General features: G+C 72.1%; 15 protein-coding genes. 5 read left to right on the top strand and 10 right to left on the bottom strand.

All coding sequences use genetic code 11. From position 1 onward, the window contains the following. Window positions 1–37: 37 nt before the first annotated feature. Window positions 38–613, bottom strand: coding sequence for a TetR/AcrR family transcriptional regulator (locus tag PVK74_RS23330; protein ID WP_073826205.1), 576 nt, complete (start codon window positions 611–613; stop codon window positions 38–40). Window positions 614–832: 219 nt separating this feature from the next. Here PVK74_RS23330 and PVK74_RS23325 point away from each other — a divergent pair, with 219 nt between their 5' ends. Beyond that, window positions 833–2,149, top strand: a complete 1,317-nt coding sequence (locus PVK74_RS23325) for a D-arabinono-1,4-lactone oxidase (RefSeq protein WP_274477207.1) — start codon at window positions 833–835, stop codon at window positions 2,147–2,149. Between the two features lie 111 nt (window positions 2,150–2,260). Continuing rightward, entirely contained in the window at window positions 2,261–3,181 is a 921-nt protein-coding gene (locus PVK74_RS23320; RefSeq protein ID WP_069088098.1) for a DUF559 domain-containing protein, read from the top strand. A 46-nt stretch (window positions 3,182–3,227) separates the two neighbouring features. Here the strand turns inward: PVK74_RS23320 and topA are convergent, their stop codons facing one another. The 6 genes from topA to PVK74_RS23290 all read right to left on the bottom strand — a co-directional run bounded on the left by topA (window position 3,228) and on the right by PVK74_RS23290 (window position 11,009). Further along, window positions 3,228–6,053 (bottom strand): type I DNA topoisomerase, encoded by a 2,826-nt coding sequence (topA, locus tag PVK74_RS23315; RefSeq protein WP_274477206.1) that lies wholly within the window; start codon window positions 6,051–6,053, stop codon window positions 3,228–3,230. Between the two features lie 269 nt (window positions 6,054–6,322). Continuing rightward, window positions 6,323–6,931 (bottom strand): hypothetical protein, encoded by a 609-nt coding sequence (locus tag PVK74_RS23310; RefSeq protein WP_274477204.1) that lies wholly within the window; start codon window positions 6,929–6,931, stop codon window positions 6,323–6,325. Then, window positions 6,922–7,464 (bottom strand): hypothetical protein, encoded by a 543-nt coding sequence (locus PVK74_RS23305; protein ID WP_043327238.1) that lies wholly within the window; start codon window positions 7,462–7,464, stop codon window positions 6,922–6,924. Before PVK74_RS23305 ends, PVK74_RS23310 begins: the two co-directional genes overlap by 10 nt. 102 nt (window positions 7,465–7,566) lie before the next feature. Further along, window positions 7,567–9,915, bottom strand: a complete 2,349-nt coding sequence (locus tag PVK74_RS23300; RefSeq protein WP_043327240.1) for a sodium-translocating pyrophosphatase — start codon at window positions 9,913–9,915, stop codon at window positions 7,567–7,569. A 306-nt stretch (window positions 9,916–10,221) separates the two neighbouring features. Continuing rightward, window positions 10,222–10,659 carry an ATP-binding protein gene (locus PVK74_RS23295; protein WP_043327241.1) on the bottom strand — a complete coding sequence of 146 codons (438 nt, stop codon included), beginning with the start codon at window positions 10,657–10,659 and terminating at the stop codon, window positions 10,222–10,224. Then, a complete protein-coding gene (locus PVK74_RS23290; protein WP_013283649.1) occupies window positions 10,659–11,009 on the bottom strand; it encodes an STAS domain-containing protein in 351 nt (116 codons plus the stop codon). Before PVK74_RS23290 ends, PVK74_RS23295 begins: the two co-directional genes overlap by 1 nt. A gap of 133 nt (window positions 11,010–11,142) precedes the next feature. Here PVK74_RS23290 and PVK74_RS23285 point away from each other — a divergent pair, with 133 nt between their 5' ends. The 3 genes from PVK74_RS23285 to PVK74_RS23275 all read left to right on the top strand — a co-directional run bounded on the left by PVK74_RS23285 (window position 11,143) and on the right by PVK74_RS23275 (window position 14,808). Then, entirely contained in the window at window positions 11,143–13,638 is a 2,496-nt protein-coding gene (locus PVK74_RS23285; protein ID WP_043330721.1) for a DEAD/DEAH box helicase, read from the top strand. A 243-nt stretch (window positions 13,639–13,881) separates the two neighbouring features. After that, window positions 13,882–14,088 carry a hypothetical protein gene (locus tag PVK74_RS23280; protein WP_043327245.1) on the top strand — a complete coding sequence of 69 codons (207 nt, stop codon included), beginning with the start codon at window positions 13,882–13,884 and terminating at the stop codon, window positions 14,086–14,088. 141 nt (window positions 14,089–14,229) lie between these two features. Next, window positions 14,230–14,808 carry an LURP-one-related family protein gene (locus tag PVK74_RS23275; protein WP_030503750.1) on the top strand — a complete coding sequence of 193 codons (579 nt, stop codon included), beginning with the start codon at window positions 14,230–14,232 and terminating at the stop codon, window positions 14,806–14,808. A gap of 74 nt (window positions 14,809–14,882) precedes the next feature. Here the strand turns inward: PVK74_RS23275 and PVK74_RS23270 are convergent, their stop codons facing one another. From PVK74_RS23270 to PVK74_RS23260, 3 genes are all read right to left on the bottom strand, one after another. Next, window positions 14,883–15,266, bottom strand: a complete 384-nt coding sequence (locus PVK74_RS23270; protein ID WP_113972184.1) for an Rv3654c family TadE-like protein — start codon at window positions 15,264–15,266, stop codon at window positions 14,883–14,885. Next, the gene (locus PVK74_RS23265) at window positions 15,263–15,673 is read right to left on the bottom strand and encodes a TadE family type IV pilus minor pilin (RefSeq protein WP_393098176.1); all 411 of its coding nucleotides are present in this window, start codon (window positions 15,671–15,673) and stop codon (window positions 15,263–15,265) included. Before PVK74_RS23265 ends, PVK74_RS23270 begins: the two co-directional genes overlap by 4 nt. Before the next feature lie 92 nt (window positions 15,674–15,765). After that, window positions 15,766–15,933, bottom strand: coding sequence for a DUF4244 domain-containing protein (locus PVK74_RS23260; RefSeq protein ID WP_013283643.1), 168 nt, complete (start codon window positions 15,931–15,933; stop codon window positions 15,766–15,768). Window positions 15,934–15,953 lie beyond the last annotated feature (20 nt).

Raw genomic sequence — 15,953 nt, 5'->3', positions numbered from 1 at the left:
CCCGGCGCACCCGGGAACCCGCCGCTCGGCGTGCCGCTCAGCCCTGGGACACGGCCTCGGCCGGGGCGTTGACCTGCCGGTGCAGGTACTCCCGGATGAGGGCCTTCGCCTCGACCAGCACCCGCTCGTCGCCGTCGGTGCGGCGGCGGAAGGCCAGCTTGATCAGGGCGTCGGCCGCCTCGACCGCGACCTCCAGGTGGAACCGCAGGTCGGGCACCCCGGCCAGGCCGAAACGCTCGGTGAGTACGCGGGCGAGCTGCTCCGCGATGACCCCGTTGTTGTCCCGCTGGTCGTCCAGCAGATGCAGGTCGACCACGTCGCCGAAGTGCAGGGTACGGAAACCGGGGACGGTGCGGTGCATCGAGATGTACTCGTCGATCGCCGCGTCGACGCCGTCCCACCAGTGCGTCAGATCGTCCGACGCGAACCGCTCGTCGAGCCGCTGGAGGTAGGACTCCATGGTCCGCAGCGTCAGCGCCTGCACGATGGCCCGTTTGTCCGGAAAGAACTGGTACACCGACCCGATCGCCACCTCGGCGCGCTCGGCGAGCAGGGTCGTGGTCAGCCCTTCGTACCCCACCTCGTCGACGAGCTCGGCGCAGGCGTCCAGCATCCGCTGGACCCGCGCGACACTTCGACCCTGCACCGGTACCCGACGCAGCGGCCCGGTCGTGGCGGCTGGTGTGGACACTCGGCGCCACCCCCCTTCGACGGATGAACATATCTGCACGTCACGAGTCTGTGACTACCGGTACAACGAGCCGGGCTCGATTGCGGTATTTACCAGGCACAACGTTCCTGATATGAATTCAGTTCATATTCATGTCGAGGAGTGGCCGCGATGACCGGTACCACCGCCACCTGGTCCAACTGGGCCGGCAACCAGCACAGCTCCGCGCTCCTCACCGTGCGCCCGCGTAGCGTCTCCGACGTCGTCGAGGCGGTCCGTCAGGCCGCCGCGGCGGGCCGGACCGTCCGGGCCACCGGCAGCGGCCACTCCTTCACCGCCACGGCTGTGGCCGACGGGCACCGCATCGACCTCGCCGAACTGGAGACAGACGTCACCGTCGATGTGGCGCGCCGCCTGGTCACCGTACCGGCTGGAATGACGTTGCACACGCTCAACGAACTGCTCGCCGGGCACGGCCTGGCGATGCCGAATCTCGGCGACATCGACGCCCAGACCATCGCCGGCGCGCTCTCCACCGGCACCCACGGCACCGGGGCGAAACTGGGCTGCCTGTCCACCTTCGTGGCCGGGCTGACGCTCGTCACCGGCACCGGCGAGGTGCTGCGCTGCTCGGCCGAGGAGAACCGCGACGTCTTCGACGCCGCCCGGGTCGGGCTCGGCGCGGTCGGCGTACTGGTCGAGGTCACGCTGCGCTGCGTCGACGCCTTCGTGCTGCGCGCGCACGAACGCCCCGCCCCGCTCGCCGAGGTACTCGACGACCTGCCCGGCCTGTACGAGGCGCACGACCACGCCGAGTTCTACTGGTTCCCGTACACCGACCGGGTGCAGGTCAAGACCAACGACCGGGTACCCGCCGACGACCAGCCGCTGCCCGGCTGGCGCGGCTGGCTCGACGACGAGTTCCTCTCCAACACCGTCTTCGCCGGCGCCTGCCGCCTCGGCCGCGCCGTACCCGCCCTCGCCCCCACGATCAGTGCCGTCTCCGCCCGCGCGCTCACCGAACGCACCTACACCGGCCGCTCCGACCAGGTCTTCTGCACACCACGCCGGGTCCGCTTCGTGGAGATGGAGTACGGCCTGCCGCGCGAGACGCTGCCGACGGCGCTCGCCGAGCTGCGCCGGATCGTGGAGCGGCTGCCGTTCAAGGTGCTGTTCCCGGTCGAGGTGCGGTTCACCGCCGCCGACGACATCTGGCTGTCCCACTCGTACGGGCGGGACTCCGCGTACATCGCCGTGCACCAGTACGTGGGCATGCCGTACGAGCCTTATTTTCGCGCGTTCGAGCAGGTGGCGACGGAACTGGGTGGTCGCCCGCACTGGGGCAAGCTGCACTGGCGCGATGCGGAGTCGCTGGCCACCGCCTACCCGAGATTCGAAGACTTCCGATCCGTCCGCACCCGCCTGGACCCCCACAACCTTTTCCAGAACCCGTACTTGACCCAGGTCCTGGGCTCCTGAAGATCTTGGTACGAAGACGCCCATCGAGGGGCGTCTTCGTACCAAGATCTCGGCGGTTGTCCACAGGGGCAGCGTGACGGGTGCTGTTCGGGTGGGGTTGCCGGTGTGGAGATGCCGGGGGACGACGCGGGGGAACTGAGCTGGTTGCTCTTCCGTCAGGCGCGAGTGCTGGGTGCGGCGCAGGCTCGGCGGTTCCTGTCCGAGAAGACGATCCGGCACCGCATCGCCAGCGGGCGCTGGCGGCAGGTGCACCCCCGGGTCTACGTCACGCACGACGGTCCCGTCGGCCCGGATGAGCGGCGCTGGATCGCGGTGCTGGCGGCTGGACCGGCCGCGACATTGGGCGGGCTCACCGCAGCCCAGTGCTGGGGGCTCAGGCGCTACGAGAGCCGACTCATCCATCTGCTGCTGCCGGCCCGGCACCAGACCCGGGCGATACCACCTGGCGTACGGGTCCACCGCACCACAGTGCTACCGCCGGAGGATGTGCTCGCGATCGGCCGGCCCCGCCGGACCATGCCGGCCCGCTCGCTCGTCGACGCGGCGCAGTGGGCAGCGACCGACGAGGAGGCACGGGCCGTCATCGCGGCGGGCTTCCAGCAACGCCTGGTCTGGGGCGACGACCTGCACCGGGTGCTGGAACGGCTTCCCCGGGCGCGTCGCCACCGCCTGATCCTGACGACCGCCACCGACGCGGCGGGCGGCGCCCACTCCCTCGCCGAACTCGACTTCCTCGATCTAGTCCGGCGGGCCGGGCTACCCGAACCGTCTCTCCAGGTCGTGCGGCGAGACGCCACCGGGCGGCGGCGCTACCTCGACGTCTGGTTCGAGCGGTGGCGTGTGCACGTCGAGATCGACGGCGGGCAGCACTTCGACCCGAGGACCGCCTGGGCGGACATGCAGCGGCAGAACGACGTCTGGTCCACCGGTGACCGGGTGCTCCGCTTCCCCGCCTGGGCCGTCCGCAACGACCCCACCCGTGTGATCACCCAGTTGCGTGCCGCCCTGCGATCCGCAGGCTGGCCCGGCTGAGATCTTGGTACGGAAACGCCCTTCCAGGGGCGACTCCGTACCAAGATCACTCGTTCGGGGTTGAGGTCGCCTTCTTGGGGGCCGCCTTTTTCGCGGGGGCCTTCTTCGCCGCGGTCGTCTTCTTGGCGGCCGTTGTCTTCTTGGCGGCCGTCGTCTTCTTGGCCGGGGCGGCCTTCTTCGCGGCCTTCTTCTTCGGGGCCGGGCCCTTCGCGCGCTTCTCGGCGAGCATCTCCGACGCCTGCTCCAGCGTCAGCTCCTCCGGCGTCTGCCCGCGCCGCAGCGACGCGTTGAACTCGCCGTCCGTGACGTACGGCCCGAAGCGCCCGTCCTTGATCACCAGCGGCTTCTCGGTGAGCGGGTCGTTGCCCATCTCCCGCAGCGGCGGCGCGGCGGCCCGGCGCTGGCGCGTCTTCGGGGCGGCCAGCAACGCCAGCGCCTCGTCCAGCGTGACGGTGAACATCTTGTCTTCCGAGTCCAGCGAGCGGAACTCGTCACCGCGCTTGACGTACGGGCCGTAGCGGCCGTTGTTGGCGAACACCTCGGTGCCGTCCGGGGCCACGCCGATGAGCCGGGGCAGGCGCAGCAGCTGCAACGCCTGCTCCAGGGTGAGGCTGTCCGGCGACTGCGAGCGCAGCAGCGACGACTTGCGCTCACCGCTGGCCACGTACGGGCCGAACCGGCCGGACTTGAGCAGGATCGGCTCGCCGGTCGACGGGTCGTCGCCGAGCTTGCGCTCACCGCCGCCGCCGAGGAACAGCTCGTGCACCTTCTCCGGGGTCAGCTCGTCCGGCGCGAGGCCCTCCGGGATCGGCGCCCGGTCGCCCTGCGAACCGCCCTCCTCGCCCTCGCCCTCACCCGAGGCCGTGCCCGAAACCGAGGCCGTGCCCGAAACCGAGCCGGGGAGCGCCCGCTGCAGGTACGGCCCGTACCGGCCGACCCGGACGACGACCTCGCGGCCCTCGTCGTCGGTGAACAGCGGGATGGAGTTGACGCTACGCGCGTCGATCTCGCTGAGGTTCTCGGTGACCAGCTTCTTCAGGCCACCGGCGTGCGCGATGGCCTGGTCGCCGGCGCCGTTGGTGCTGCCGAAGTAGAAGGAGGTGAGGAAGTCGACGGCGGCGTGGTCGCCTCCGGCGATCTCGTCCAGCTCGTTCTCCATGCTGGCCGTGAAGTCGTAGTCGATCAGGCGCGGGTAGTGCCGCTCCATCAGCCCGATCACCGCGAACGCCAGGAACGTGGGGATCATGGCCTGGCCGCGCTTGGTCACGTACCCGCGGTCCTGGATCGTCTGCATGATCGACGCGTACGTGGAGGGGCGGCCGATGCCCAGCTCCTCCAGGGCCTTCACCAGCGACGCCTCGGTGTAGCGCGACGGCGGCTGGGTGTGGTGGCCCTGCGCGGCCAGCTCGTCGGCGGTCAGCGGCTGGTCCTTGACCAGCGTGGGCAGCCGCCGCTCGGCGTCCTCGGCCTCGGCGTTCTCGTCGTCGCTGGACTCGACGTACGCGCGCAGGAAGCCCGGGTCGGTGATGGTCTTGCCGGTCGCCCCGAAGTCGGCCTCCTCCTGGGCGGAGGAGACGGCACGGATGCGCACCGACACGCTGGAGCCGACCGCGTCGGTCATCTGCGAGGCGATGGTGCGCCGCCAGATCAGCTCGTAGAGCTTGTACTCCTCGGCGGACAGTTCCTTGGCCACCTCGCCCGGGGTGCGGAAGTTGTCGCCCGCCGGGCGGATCGCCTCGTGCGCCTCCTGCGCGTTCTTCACCTTGCCGGTGTAGCGGCGCGGCTCCGGCGGCACGCTGCGCTCGCCGTACAGCTCGACGATCTGCCGGCGGGCCGCCGCGATGGCCGTCTCGGACAGGTTCACCGAGTCGGTACGCATGTAGGTGATGTAGCCGTTCTCGTACAGGCGCTGCGCGGTGCGCATCGTCTGCTGCGACGAGAACCGCAGCTTGCGGGCCGCCTCCTGCTGGAGCGTGGAGGTGATGAACGGCGCGTACGGGCGGCGGCGGTAGGGCTTCTCCTCGACCCGGGTGACGGTGAACGGCCGGTCGGCCAGGCGGGCGGCCAGTCCCCGGGCCCCGCCCTCGTCGAGGTGGACGACACCCGCTCCGGCGCGAACACGACCCGTGGTCGGCTCGAAGTCCTTGCCGGTGGCGATCCGGTCACCGTTCAGCGCGACCAGCGTGGCGTTGAACGTACGCGGGCCCTCGCCCGGCTTCGCCACCGCGAGCGTGGCCAGGATGTCCCAGTACTCGGCGGTGCGGAACGCCATCCGCTGGCGCTCCCGCTCGACCACGATCCGGGTCGCCACGGACTGCACCCGGCCCGCCGACAGCTTCGGCATGACCTTCTTCCACAGCACCGGCGATACCTCGTACCCGTAGAGCCGGTCGAGGATGCGCCGTGCCTCCTGGGCGTCGACCAGGTCGCGGTCGATCTCCCGGGGGTTGGCCACCGCGGCCTGGATGGCCGGCTTGGTGATCTCGTGGAAGACCATCCGCTTGACCGGCACCTTGGGCTTGAGCGTCTCCACCAGGTGCCAGGCGATGGCCTCGCCCTCGCGGTCCTCATCCGTCGCCAGGAAGATCTCGTCGACCTCCTTGGCCAGCTTCACCAGCTTGCTGATCTGCTGCTTACGGTCGGGCGAGACCACGTAGAGCGCGTGGAAGCCGTTGTCGACGTCGACGCCGAGGCGCGCCCAGGGCTCACCCTTGTACTTCGCCGGGACGTCGGCGGCGTTGCGGGGCAGGTCCCGGACGTGGCCGAAGCTGGCCTCCACGACGTACCCCGGGCCGAGGTAGCCCGAGATCGTCTTGGCCTTCGCCGGAGACTCGACGATGACCAGACGGGTGGTTCCAGCGTTGCTCGGCACGTCTCTCCCCGACCTCACTCCTACGCCATGCCCGCTTCGGGCCGTGTTGCGCCACCCGGACCACGGGCGGTCCGGATGTCCAACGTAACGCGCCGTCCGCGTTCCGGGTTTCGTGGGCGGCAAACGGGCCGCTCTCCCGGCGACCGCCGGCCGCACCCTGCCGGACGGCGTCACGGTACACCGTGGGTAGGGCGGCAGGCGTGTCACTGTGACGATCGCGTACACCCGGCGGAGCCGTCGCCGGGTGTCCGGGTTCGGACACCGGACGGTCAGCCGGACGCGCCCGGCCACTCCGCCGCCGGCGCCGTGACCGGCCGTTCCCCCACCAACTCGGCCAGCCGCGACATGCGCCGCCCGCCGATCCGGAACGCGGGCCCGCCCTCGTCCGGCTCCACGAACGCGGCCGGCAGGCCGACCGCCGCCAGCGCGGCGCGCACCACCGGCCAGCACGGCTCGTCGGCCGGTCCGAGCCGCAGCCGGAACCCGGCCGGCTCGGCCGTCCCGGCCGCGGCCGCCCAGAGCCGCAGCCGCCGCCCGTCCAGGTGGAATCGGGCCGGTGGCCGCTTCACCGCCCCGCGCAGCCAGGCCCGCGCGAGCGGCGCCAGCATGCTCGTGTACGCGGTGCGCACCCGGTGCCGCCCGTCCTCGGTCGGCTCCCAGCTCGCCGGCACGCCCCGGGCGCCCAGCTCCGCCACCAGCACGTGCACCCGCCAGGCGGCGTCCACCACCATGGAGATCCGGGCCGTGCCGCCCATCCGCCCCACCTCACCGGGCCCGGCGAGCAGGCCGGCGAGATCCGCCAGCACGGGATCGGCCGCCTCGGTGGAGAACAGCGAGGGCTGGCGGGCCGGTTTCGGGGTGGGAGGGGTCAGCGACACTCCGGGACCTCGTCGAAGGCCTCTTTCAGCTCGGTCGAGTTGAGCTTGCTGGTGTCCAGCGCGCTCGCGTCGTACTCCTTGTTGAGCGTGTCCACGGCGGCGCGCACGCCGTCGTAGAACGGGCCGGCCTGGGCGGTGTCGAGCCCGTCGATGGCGGACCGGGCCCTGCCGTACGCGTCGCGCATCTTGCTCAGCGACCCCAGGAACCCGGCGGACACCTCGGCGCCGCGCTCGGCCTCGGGCACGCCCGCCTCCTCGACCTTGCGCCGGGCCGTCTCGCTGGCCTGCTCGGCGCCGGCGAAGAGCCGGACCAGGTTCTCCTTGGCCTGCGCCGGAGTGGTCTGCGCGGTCATCTGCTGCTGGGTGCTGCTGGTCAGCTTGGAGATCTCCGCGCGCCACGGGGTGAGCGCCTGGCACACCGACGCGGCCCAGACCCGGGGGCTCGGGCCGCCGCCGCACCCGGCGACGACGAGGACCAGCGTGGCCAGGACCACCGTGAGCTTTCCGGCGGTTGCCGCCCGGCGCGTACGCATGCGTTGCAGCGTACGACCTCCGGGCGGAACCGCCACCGCTCAGGTTTGCCGGGCACGGGGCTCCCGGCCGGCCGGGACCGGCCGGGAGCCGTCGCGTGGACCTCAGGCGTTGACCGTCTCCGGGCGCTGGTCCGGCTTGCCGGCGTCGCTGTCCGAGTCGGTCATCGCCACGCCCTTGCGCTTGCTGAACACCACGGCCCCCGCGATGATCAGCGCGGCGACCACGGCGATCGTGATGCGCAGCGGGTTGTTCTGGTCGTTGCCCACGCTCCAGGCCACCACGGCCGGCGCGATCAGCAACGAGACCAGGTTCATCACCTTGATCAGCGGGTTGATCGCCGGGCCGGCGGTGTCCTTGAACGGGTCGCCGACGGTGTCGCCGATGACGGTGGCGGCGTGCGCGTCGGAGCCCTTGCCGCCGTACGCGCCGTCCTCCACCAGCTTCTTGGCGTTGTCCCAGGCGCCACCGGAGTTGGCCAGGAACACCGCCATCAGCGTGCCCGCGCCGATCGCGCCGGCCAGGTACGCGGCCAGCGCGCCCGGGCCGAGGCCGAAGCCGACAGCGATCGGGGCCAGGATGGCCAGCAGGCCGGGGGTAAGCAGCTCGCGCTGCGCGTCCCGGGTGCAGATGTCCACGACCTTGCCGTACTCGGGCCGCTGGGTGCGGTCCATGATGCCGGGCAGCTCACGGAACTGGCGGCGTACCTCCATCACCACGGCGCCGGCCGAGCGGGACACCGCGTTGATGGCCAGGCCGGAGAAGAGGAAGACCACCGCGGCGCCGATGATGAGGCCGACCAGGTTGCGGGGGTTGGCGACGTTGAGCGAGTTGAGGATCTCGTTGCCGACGTCGTTCACGCCCGCGTCCTCGTACGAGGAGCGCAGCGTGTCGGTGTACGAGCCGAACAGCGCGGTGGCGGCCAGCACGGCGGTGGCGATAGCGATGCCCTTGGTGATCGCCTTGGTGGTGTTGCCGACGGCGTCCAGCTCGGTGAGCGTCCGCGCGCCGTGCTCGTCGATGTCGCCGGACATCTCGGCCACGCCCTGCGCGTTGTCGGAGATCGGGCCGAACGTGTCCATGGCGACGATGACGCCGACGGTGGTGAGCAGGCCGGTGCCGGCCAGCGCGACGGCGAACAGCGACAGCGTGATCGAGCTGCCGCCGAGCAGGAACGCGCCGAACACGCCGGCGCCGATCAGCAGCGCCGAGTAGACGGCCGACTCCAGACCGACGCTGATGCCGGCGAGGATGACGGTGGCCGGGCCGGTCTGCGAGCTCTTGCCGATGTCCTGCACCGGGCGCCTGTTGGTCTCGGTGAAGTAGCCGGTCAGCGCCTGGATCGCGGCGGCCAGCACGATACCGATCACGACCGCGCCGATGGCCACCAGCCGCGGGTTGCGGTCGACGTCGGTCAGCCCGCCCTCCAGCTCGGCGAACGTGGCCGGCAGGTACGCGAACGCGGCGATCGCGACGAGCACCGCGGCGATGAGCGCGGAGAGGTAGAAGGCCCGGTTGATGGCGGTCAGGCCGTTGCGGTCGCTGGCGCGCAGCCGGGTGATGAAGACGCCGACGATCGCGACGAGCACGCCGATGGTGGAGATGATCAGCGGGAAGACCAGGCCGGTCTCACCGAACGCGGCCCGGCCCAGGATCAGCGCCGCGACGAGCGTGACCGCGTACGACTCGAACAGGTCGGCGGCCATGCCGGCGCAGTCGCCGACGTTGTCGCCCACGTTGTCGGCGATGGTGGCGGCGTTGCGCGGGTCGTCCTCCGGGATGCCCTGCTCGACCTTGCCGACCAGGTCGGCGCCGACGTCGGCGGCCTTGGTGAAGATGCCGCCGCCGACCCGCATGAACATGGCGAGCAGCGCGGCGCCGAAACCGAAGCCCTCCAGCACGGTCGGGGCGTCACCCCGGTAGATCAGCACGACGAGCGCCGCGCCGAACAGACCGAGGCCGACGGTGAGGAAGCCGACCACGCCGCCGGTGCGGAAGGCGATCTTCATGGCGCCTTCGCGTCCGCCTTCGCGCTCCCGCGCGGCCGCTGCCACCCGCAGGTTGGCGCGGGTGGCCAGCCACATGCCGGCGCCGCCGATGAACGCGCTGAACAGCGCACCCACCACGAAGAACGCCGAGCGGCCGAGCTTCACCAGCGTTTCGTTGCCGTCGGTGTCGTGCACCGGCAGCAGGAACAGCAGCACGACGGCGATCACGACGAAGATCGCCAGCGTGCGGAACTGCCGCAGCAGGTACGCCGACGCGCCCTCCTGCACCGCGCCGGAGATCTCCTGCATGTTTGTGGTTCCCTTACCGGCCGCCAGGACCGCCCTGGTGAGGGCGGCCGCGAAGACGAGCGCCACCAGCGCGATGACCGCGGCGATGACGACGTACGTCACGTTGGCTCCGGTAAGGGACAGTGCGCCGCCGTCAGCGGCCAAGGTCCCGGACATCTATGTCCTCCTGTACCGAACAACTCGCGCCGGCCGGTGGAGACGCACGGGCCGACGCCTGGATGCGGACTCGCAAGCGCGCGCCAACCCACTCCGGCGGACCGTTCCCGCTGGCTACGGGACGGGATCACTTGCTGACAACCCGGGTACTGTAGCCCTCCGGCGTGGCGAGGGTCACAGGCAGGGGGCACCGTGTCTCGATGATCTTCGTAACTGTGTTATACGAAGAAATCTGATATATGGCCCGGTCAACACGACGAGGCCGCGCTCCCCGTGCGGGGAACGCGGCCTACGTGAACGGGAAGGTCAGGCGCGTCCGGCCGGCCAGGTCATCCGGACCTCGGTGCCGACGCCCTCGTCGACCGGGCGGACCTGGAGGTCCTCCACGAAACCGGCGAGCAGCGCGAAGCCCACCCCGGTGGTGAGCGCGTCCTCGCTCAGCGACTCCTTGGCCAGCTCGTCCGGCCCGAGCGCGGCCAGGCCGAGGCCCGCCTCGATCGGCGCCCGGTCCACCACCCGGACCGTGTAGCCACCGGTGTCGGACATCTCCACGTACACCGGATCCGCCAGGCCGTACTGCCGGTGCAGCGCGACCGCCCGCGTGCACGCCTCACCGATGGCCAGGCGCACCTCGTCCAGCAGGTCCTCGCGTACGCCGGCCCGCCGGGCCACCGCGACGCCGACCAGGCGTGCGGTACGCACGTGCACCGGGGCCGGAGAGAAGGAAAGCTTGACGGTGGCCATCACGCGCCGGTGGAGTCGGCGGCGATGGCCGCGTCGACCGTCGGATGCAGCGGGAAGACCTGGTCCAGGGCGGTGATCCGGAAAATCTTGAGCAGCGGCTCCTTGTCGCAGACCAGGGCGAACGAGCCGCCGGCCGAGCGCAGCCGCTTGAGCGCGCCGACCAGCACGCCCAGTCCGGTCGAGTCGAGGAAGTCCACCCGGCCCAGGTCGACCACCACGTGGCGGGCCCCGCCGTCGATCAGCTCAAGAAGCCGTTCCCGCAGGCGGGGGGCGGTGTAGACGTCCACCTCACCACCGACCTCGAGCACCGTGTGCTCCCCCACGGCGCGGGTCGCCAGCGACAGCTCCATCGGCCCCTCCTCGGTAAACTCTCCAGGGCATCTAACCATCCCCCGTGCGGCCCTCTCGGATCACCGGCCACGCCCCTCCCTTACCCCCACCCTGCGGTTCCCAATTCCGAACACCAGTGCGAGAGTGCAGGACGTGACCGACCACAGCCCCGGCCCGCGGCGTGCTCCGGGTGAGCTGCTGCGCCGGCTGCGGCTGCGGCACCCCACCGACCCGGTCACCCACGTCGAGCGCGTCCCGGCGCGGGCCGGCGAGCCGGTCGGGTGGCCCGGCTGGGCGCCGGAGGAACTGCGGGCGGCGTTCGCGCGGCGCGGCGTCACCGCCCCGTGGCGGCACCAGGCCGAGGCCGCCGAGCTGGCGTACGCCGGCAATCACGTCGTGGTGGCCACCGGCACGGCGTCCGGCAAGTCCCTGGCGTACCAGCTGCCCGCGCTGAGCACGCTGCTCGCCGACCCGCGCGCCACTGTGCTCTACCTGGCGCCGACCAAGGCGCTCGCCGCCGACCAGCTCCGCGCCGTCGCCGGTCTCGACCTCGACGGGGTACGCCCCGCCACCTACGACGGGGACACGCCGCGCGCCGAGCGGGAGTGGATTCGGCGACACTCCCGGTTCGTGCTGACCAACCCGGACATGCTGCACCACGGCATCCTGCCCGGTCACGCCCACTGGTCCGGGTTCCTGCGCCGCCTCGCGTACGTGGTGGTCGACGAGTGCCACACCTACCGGGGCGTCTTCGGCTCACACGTCGCGCACGTACTGCGGCGGTTGCGGCGGCAGTGCGCGCGCTTCGGGCGTACCCCCGTGTTTCTGCTGGCCTCGGCCACGTCGGGTGACCCGGCGACGGCGGCCGGGCGGCTCACCGGTCTAGCAGTCACCGCCGTCACCGAGGACACGTCGCCGCGCGGCGGCGTGACGTTCGCGCTCTGGGAGCCGCCGCTGCTGCCGCCCTCCGACTCGGCTCCCGACGCCGACCTCGTCCAGGTCCGGCGCTCCGCGCTGCGGGAGACCGCCGACCTGCTCGCCGACAGCGTGGTCGAGGGGGTACGCACGCTCGCGTTCGTGCGGTCCCGCCGGGGCGCCGAGGTGGTCGCCGCGAACGCCCGGCGGTCGCTGGACGAGGCGGTGCCCGGCCTCGGCGAGCGGGTGGCCGCCTACCGGGCCGGCTACCTGCGCGAGGAACGCCGCGAGCTGGAACGGGCGCTACTGCACGGCGACCTGCTCGGGCTCGCCTCCACGAACGCGCTCGAACTCGGCGTCGACCTGGTCGGGCTGGACGCGGTGCTGATCTGCGGCTGGCCCGGCACCCGCGCGTCGCTGTGGCAGCAGGCCGGGCGGGCCGGGCGTTCCGGCGACGAGGCGCTCGCCGTGCTGGTGGCCCGCGACGACCCGCTCGACACCTATCTGGTGCACCACCCGGAGGCGCTGTTCGGGCGGCCGGTCGAGGCGACGGTGCTCGACCCGGCCAACCCGTACGTCCTCGCGCCGCAGCTCGCCTGCGCCGCCCACGAGTCCCCGCTCACCCCCGCCGACCTTGACCTGTTCGGTGAGGGCGCGAAGGAGGCGGTGGACTCGCTGGTCGAGGCGGGAGCGCTGCGGCAGCGGCCCACCGGCTGGTACTGGCGGCACCGGGAACGCCCCGAGGTCGACCTGCGCGGCGAGGGCGGCGCCCCGGTGTGCGTGGTGGAGGAGTCCACCGGCCGGCTGCTCGGCACTGTCGACGGCGGATCGTCGCACTTCCTGCTGCACACCGGCGCGGTCTACCTGCACCAGGGCGTCTCGTACGTGGTCGACTCACTCGACCTGGCCGACGGGTGCGCGCTCGTGCACGCCGAGGAGCCGGACTGGTCCACCCACGCCCGCGACGTCACCTCGCTGTCGGTGGTGTCGGTCCGCTCGTACTTGGACGCCGGCCCGGTCGGGCTCTTCCTCGGCGAGGTGGACGTGACCAGCCAGGTGGTGTCGTACCAGCGGCGGCGCATCGCCACCGGCGAGGTGATCGACACCCGCCCGCTCGACCTGCCGGCCCGGGAGCTGCGCACCGTCGCGGTGTGGTTCACGCTCTCCCCCGAGTCGCTGACCGCCGCCGGTGTCGAGGCGGCCGACGTGCCGGGCGCGCTGCACGCCGCCGAGCACGCCGCCATCGGCCTGCTGCCGCTGATGGCGACCTGCGATCGCTGGGACATCGGTGGGCTGTCCACCGCCCTGCACCCGGACACCGAGGCGCCCACGGTCTTCGTCTACGACGGGCATCCCGGCGGGGCGGGTTTCGCCGAGCGGGCGTACGGCACCGCCGCCGCCTGGCTGCGCGCCACTCGGGACGCGATCGCCGAATGCGGGTGCGAGACCGGGTGCCCGTCCTGCGTCCAGTCCCCGAAGTGCGGAAACGGCAACAACCCGCTGGCGAAGGCAGAGGCGGTGAAGGTCCTCGACGTGGTGCTGGCGAATCTCGCCACGGTCGGCGGCCCGGACGCGGTGTCTGACCCGGACCCGCCCACCTCTGGCCCGGAGGCGGACGGCCCGGAGGCGGGTGCCGGCCCGGAGGCGGGCGGCCCGGGGAGCGGCGAGGTGTTGCCCCGGCAAGGCGACCGGGTGGCCCGCCCAGCTCAGACGGCCGGTGGCCCACCCGCCTGACCTGGTCCGCACCCGTCGGGTGGGGCCTCCCGCCAGATCGGGGTGGTTGCTGTATAGGCGGGTGCTGGACCCCGCCACTTCGCCGAACTGGTGTCGATCAAGATGGGCCGTGCCCCGGGGGTCTGGTTGGTGGGACGGGTGCATGAGGGCAGGGCTCTCGGGGCATTGATGTATGGGAGCGCTTCCATGCATCATTTCCAGTAGCGCAGGTGACCCCAGACCCGTCCCGCCGGAGGTGCCGCCGTGGCCGACACGATCGCCGAGACCGTCGAGTTGCTCTACACCATCGACCAGGAAAACCTAACCCCCGACCAGCAGATCGCGCTGGGCACCGCGCTGGCCACGCTCGCCCAGGCGGAGCGGCTGGAGCAGATCAACGAGCGCCTGCGCGGCATTCACCAGGTGCTGAACAGTTGGGCGATGAAGGCCACGGTCGACGGCGGTCGTTGACCTTTCGTCGTCGTTCGCCTTGTGGGGTGGGTGGGTGCCCGGACGCCGGAGGCCCTCGCGAGCGGTGATCCTGGCGCGAGCGGGGGCAAGCGGCGGCGGGCCTGCTGTGCGAGACTCCGGCGACCCCTCGAAGGAGATCTGATGTCGCTCGACAACCTGCAGGCCCATAACCGGTTCATCGTCCGACAGCGGATCCGGATGATGGTCAACCAGTACGAGGTGCACGCCGCGGCACCCGACGGCTCCGAGGCCGGGCTGCTCGCGTTCGCGCAGCAGAAGCGGCTCGCCTTTAAGGAGCAGGTGACCATCTACACCGACGACTCCAAGCAGTACCCCCTTCTCGGGTTCAAGGCCCGGCAGCGGCTCGACCTCGGCGCCACATACGACGTGACCGACCACGCCGGCAACCCGATCGGGCTGTTCCGCAAGGACTTCGCGCAGTCGCTGCTGCGCTCGACGTGGCACGTCGAGCAGCCCGGGCTGCCGCCGGCCACCGGGCAGGAGCGCAGCCTGCCGGTCGCGCTGCTGCGCCGGTTCGTCGACTCGCTCTCCTGGCTGCCGTACCACTTCGACTTCGTGGCCGGTGGCCAGCCGGTGTTCTCGGTCGACAAGAAGTGGGGCCTGCGCGACCGGTACGTCGTCGACATCCACCACCCGCAGATCGACCGGCGCCTGGTCATCGCGATGGCCGTCGGGTTGGACGCGCTCCAGTCCCGCTGACCCCGCGCCACCTTTTCCACCACCCGCCGGCCGAGCCGGGAGCGCCAGCGATCGACGCCCCCGGCTCGGCCGCCTCAACCGTCGGTGTCCCGGGCCGGCCCGGCCCGGGACGTCGCGGTGGCGTCCCGGGTCAGCCCGGGCAGCGGCTCGACACGTACCCGCGCCGTGACGATCAGATCGAGCCCGTCGATCCGGCAGCCGGTCATCCGGCCGCCGTTGGCCGCCACCAGCTCGGCCGCGCGAGCGCACGCGCCCTCGACGCCGTCGAGCACCCGCCCGGCACCGGCGAGCGCCCCGAAGTCCGCCGCGTTGCGGGCCTGGTGCCGAGCACAGCGGGCGGCCCCGAGCGCCGCGCCGAACATCCCGACCAGCACGAACACCAGCCCGATCGCGAGCAGGCACACAGTGGCTCCGCCCCGCTCGGCGGCGGTTCGGCGCGACGCCCGGACGGCCGTCACGGCACCGGCCCCGGCGCGCCGGGTTCCACAGCCGCCGCCGCCTGCCCCGACACGCTCAGTCGCGGCAGCAGCGCGCCGAACGTCCGGACCGGCGCCCGAACCGTCGCCGTGACCCGGTCGCCTGCCACAGACACCGACACCTCGGCGCCGTCGGGCGCGTACCGCTGGCCGGCGACCTCGCCGGACTCGCCCCGGGCCGCAGCGAGCGCCGCCTCCCGGGCTGCGTCGACGCAGCCGACCCGGGTACCGACCGCGTTCACCGCCGTCAGCCCCGCGACGAGCAGCAGCATGAGCGCCGGCAGGCCGGCCGCCAGTTCGGCGGTGAAGGAGCCCCGCTCGCACGCTGCCCACGAACGTCCCCGGCGGAGCAGGCGGACGAGGGCACGCCCGACCGCCCCGGCCCGGATGCCGGCAGCGCCGCGGATCGGGCCCGCTTCGGCCGGGACGCCCAGCGGGTGCGCCGGAGTGGGAAACCAGCGGTCGGCCCACCGGCGCCGGATCACTTCAGGGCCCGGTCGATGACGGCGGTCAGCGCGGACTGCACGTTGCCGGAGGTCAGCACCTTCAACAGGATGCCGGCGAAGGCGACCGCGGCGAGCGTGCCCACGGCGTACTCGGCGGTGTTCATGCCGGCGTCACCCCGCAGGCGGGTGAGGAGTTTGCGCATGTCGTAGTCCCTTCTCGATG

Source organism: Micromonospora chalcea (assembly GCF_028768405.1).
Classification (GTDB): Bacteria; Actinomycetota; Actinomycetes; order Mycobacteriales; family Micromonosporaceae; genus Micromonospora; species Micromonospora chalcea.
This window is presented reverse-complemented; position numbering and strand designations above follow the sequence as displayed.

Coding starts and splice junctions, on each gene's coding strand:
- PVK74_RS23330 (WP_073826205.1), bottom strand. CDS start 613: ATGCTGGACGCCTGCGCCGAGCTCGTCGACGAGGTGGGGTACGAAGGG.
- PVK74_RS23320 (WP_069088098.1), top strand. CDS start 2,261: ATGCCGGGGGACGACGCGGGGGAACTGAGCTGGTTGCTCTTCCGTCAG.
- PVK74_RS23305 (WP_043327238.1), bottom strand. CDS start 7,464: ATGCGTACGCGCCGGGCGGCAACCGCCGGAAAGCTCACGGTGGTCCTG.
- PVK74_RS23300 (WP_043327240.1), bottom strand. CDS start 9,915: ATGTCCGGGACCTTGGCCGCTGACGGCGGCGCACTGTCCCTTACCGGA.
- PVK74_RS23295 (WP_043327241.1), bottom strand. CDS start 10,659: ATGGCCACCGTCAAGCTTTCCTTCTCTCCGGCCCCGGTGCACGTGCGT.
- PVK74_RS23290 (WP_013283649.1), bottom strand. CDS start 11,009: ATGGAGCTGTCGCTGGCGACCCGCGCCGTGGGGGAGCACACGGTGCTC.
- PVK74_RS23275 (WP_030503750.1), top strand. CDS start 14,230: ATGTCGCTCGACAACCTGCAGGCCCATAACCGGTTCATCGTCCGACAG.
- PVK74_RS23260 (WP_013283643.1), bottom strand. CDS start 15,933: ATGCGCAAACTCCTCACCCGCCTGCGGGGTGACGCCGGCATGAACACC.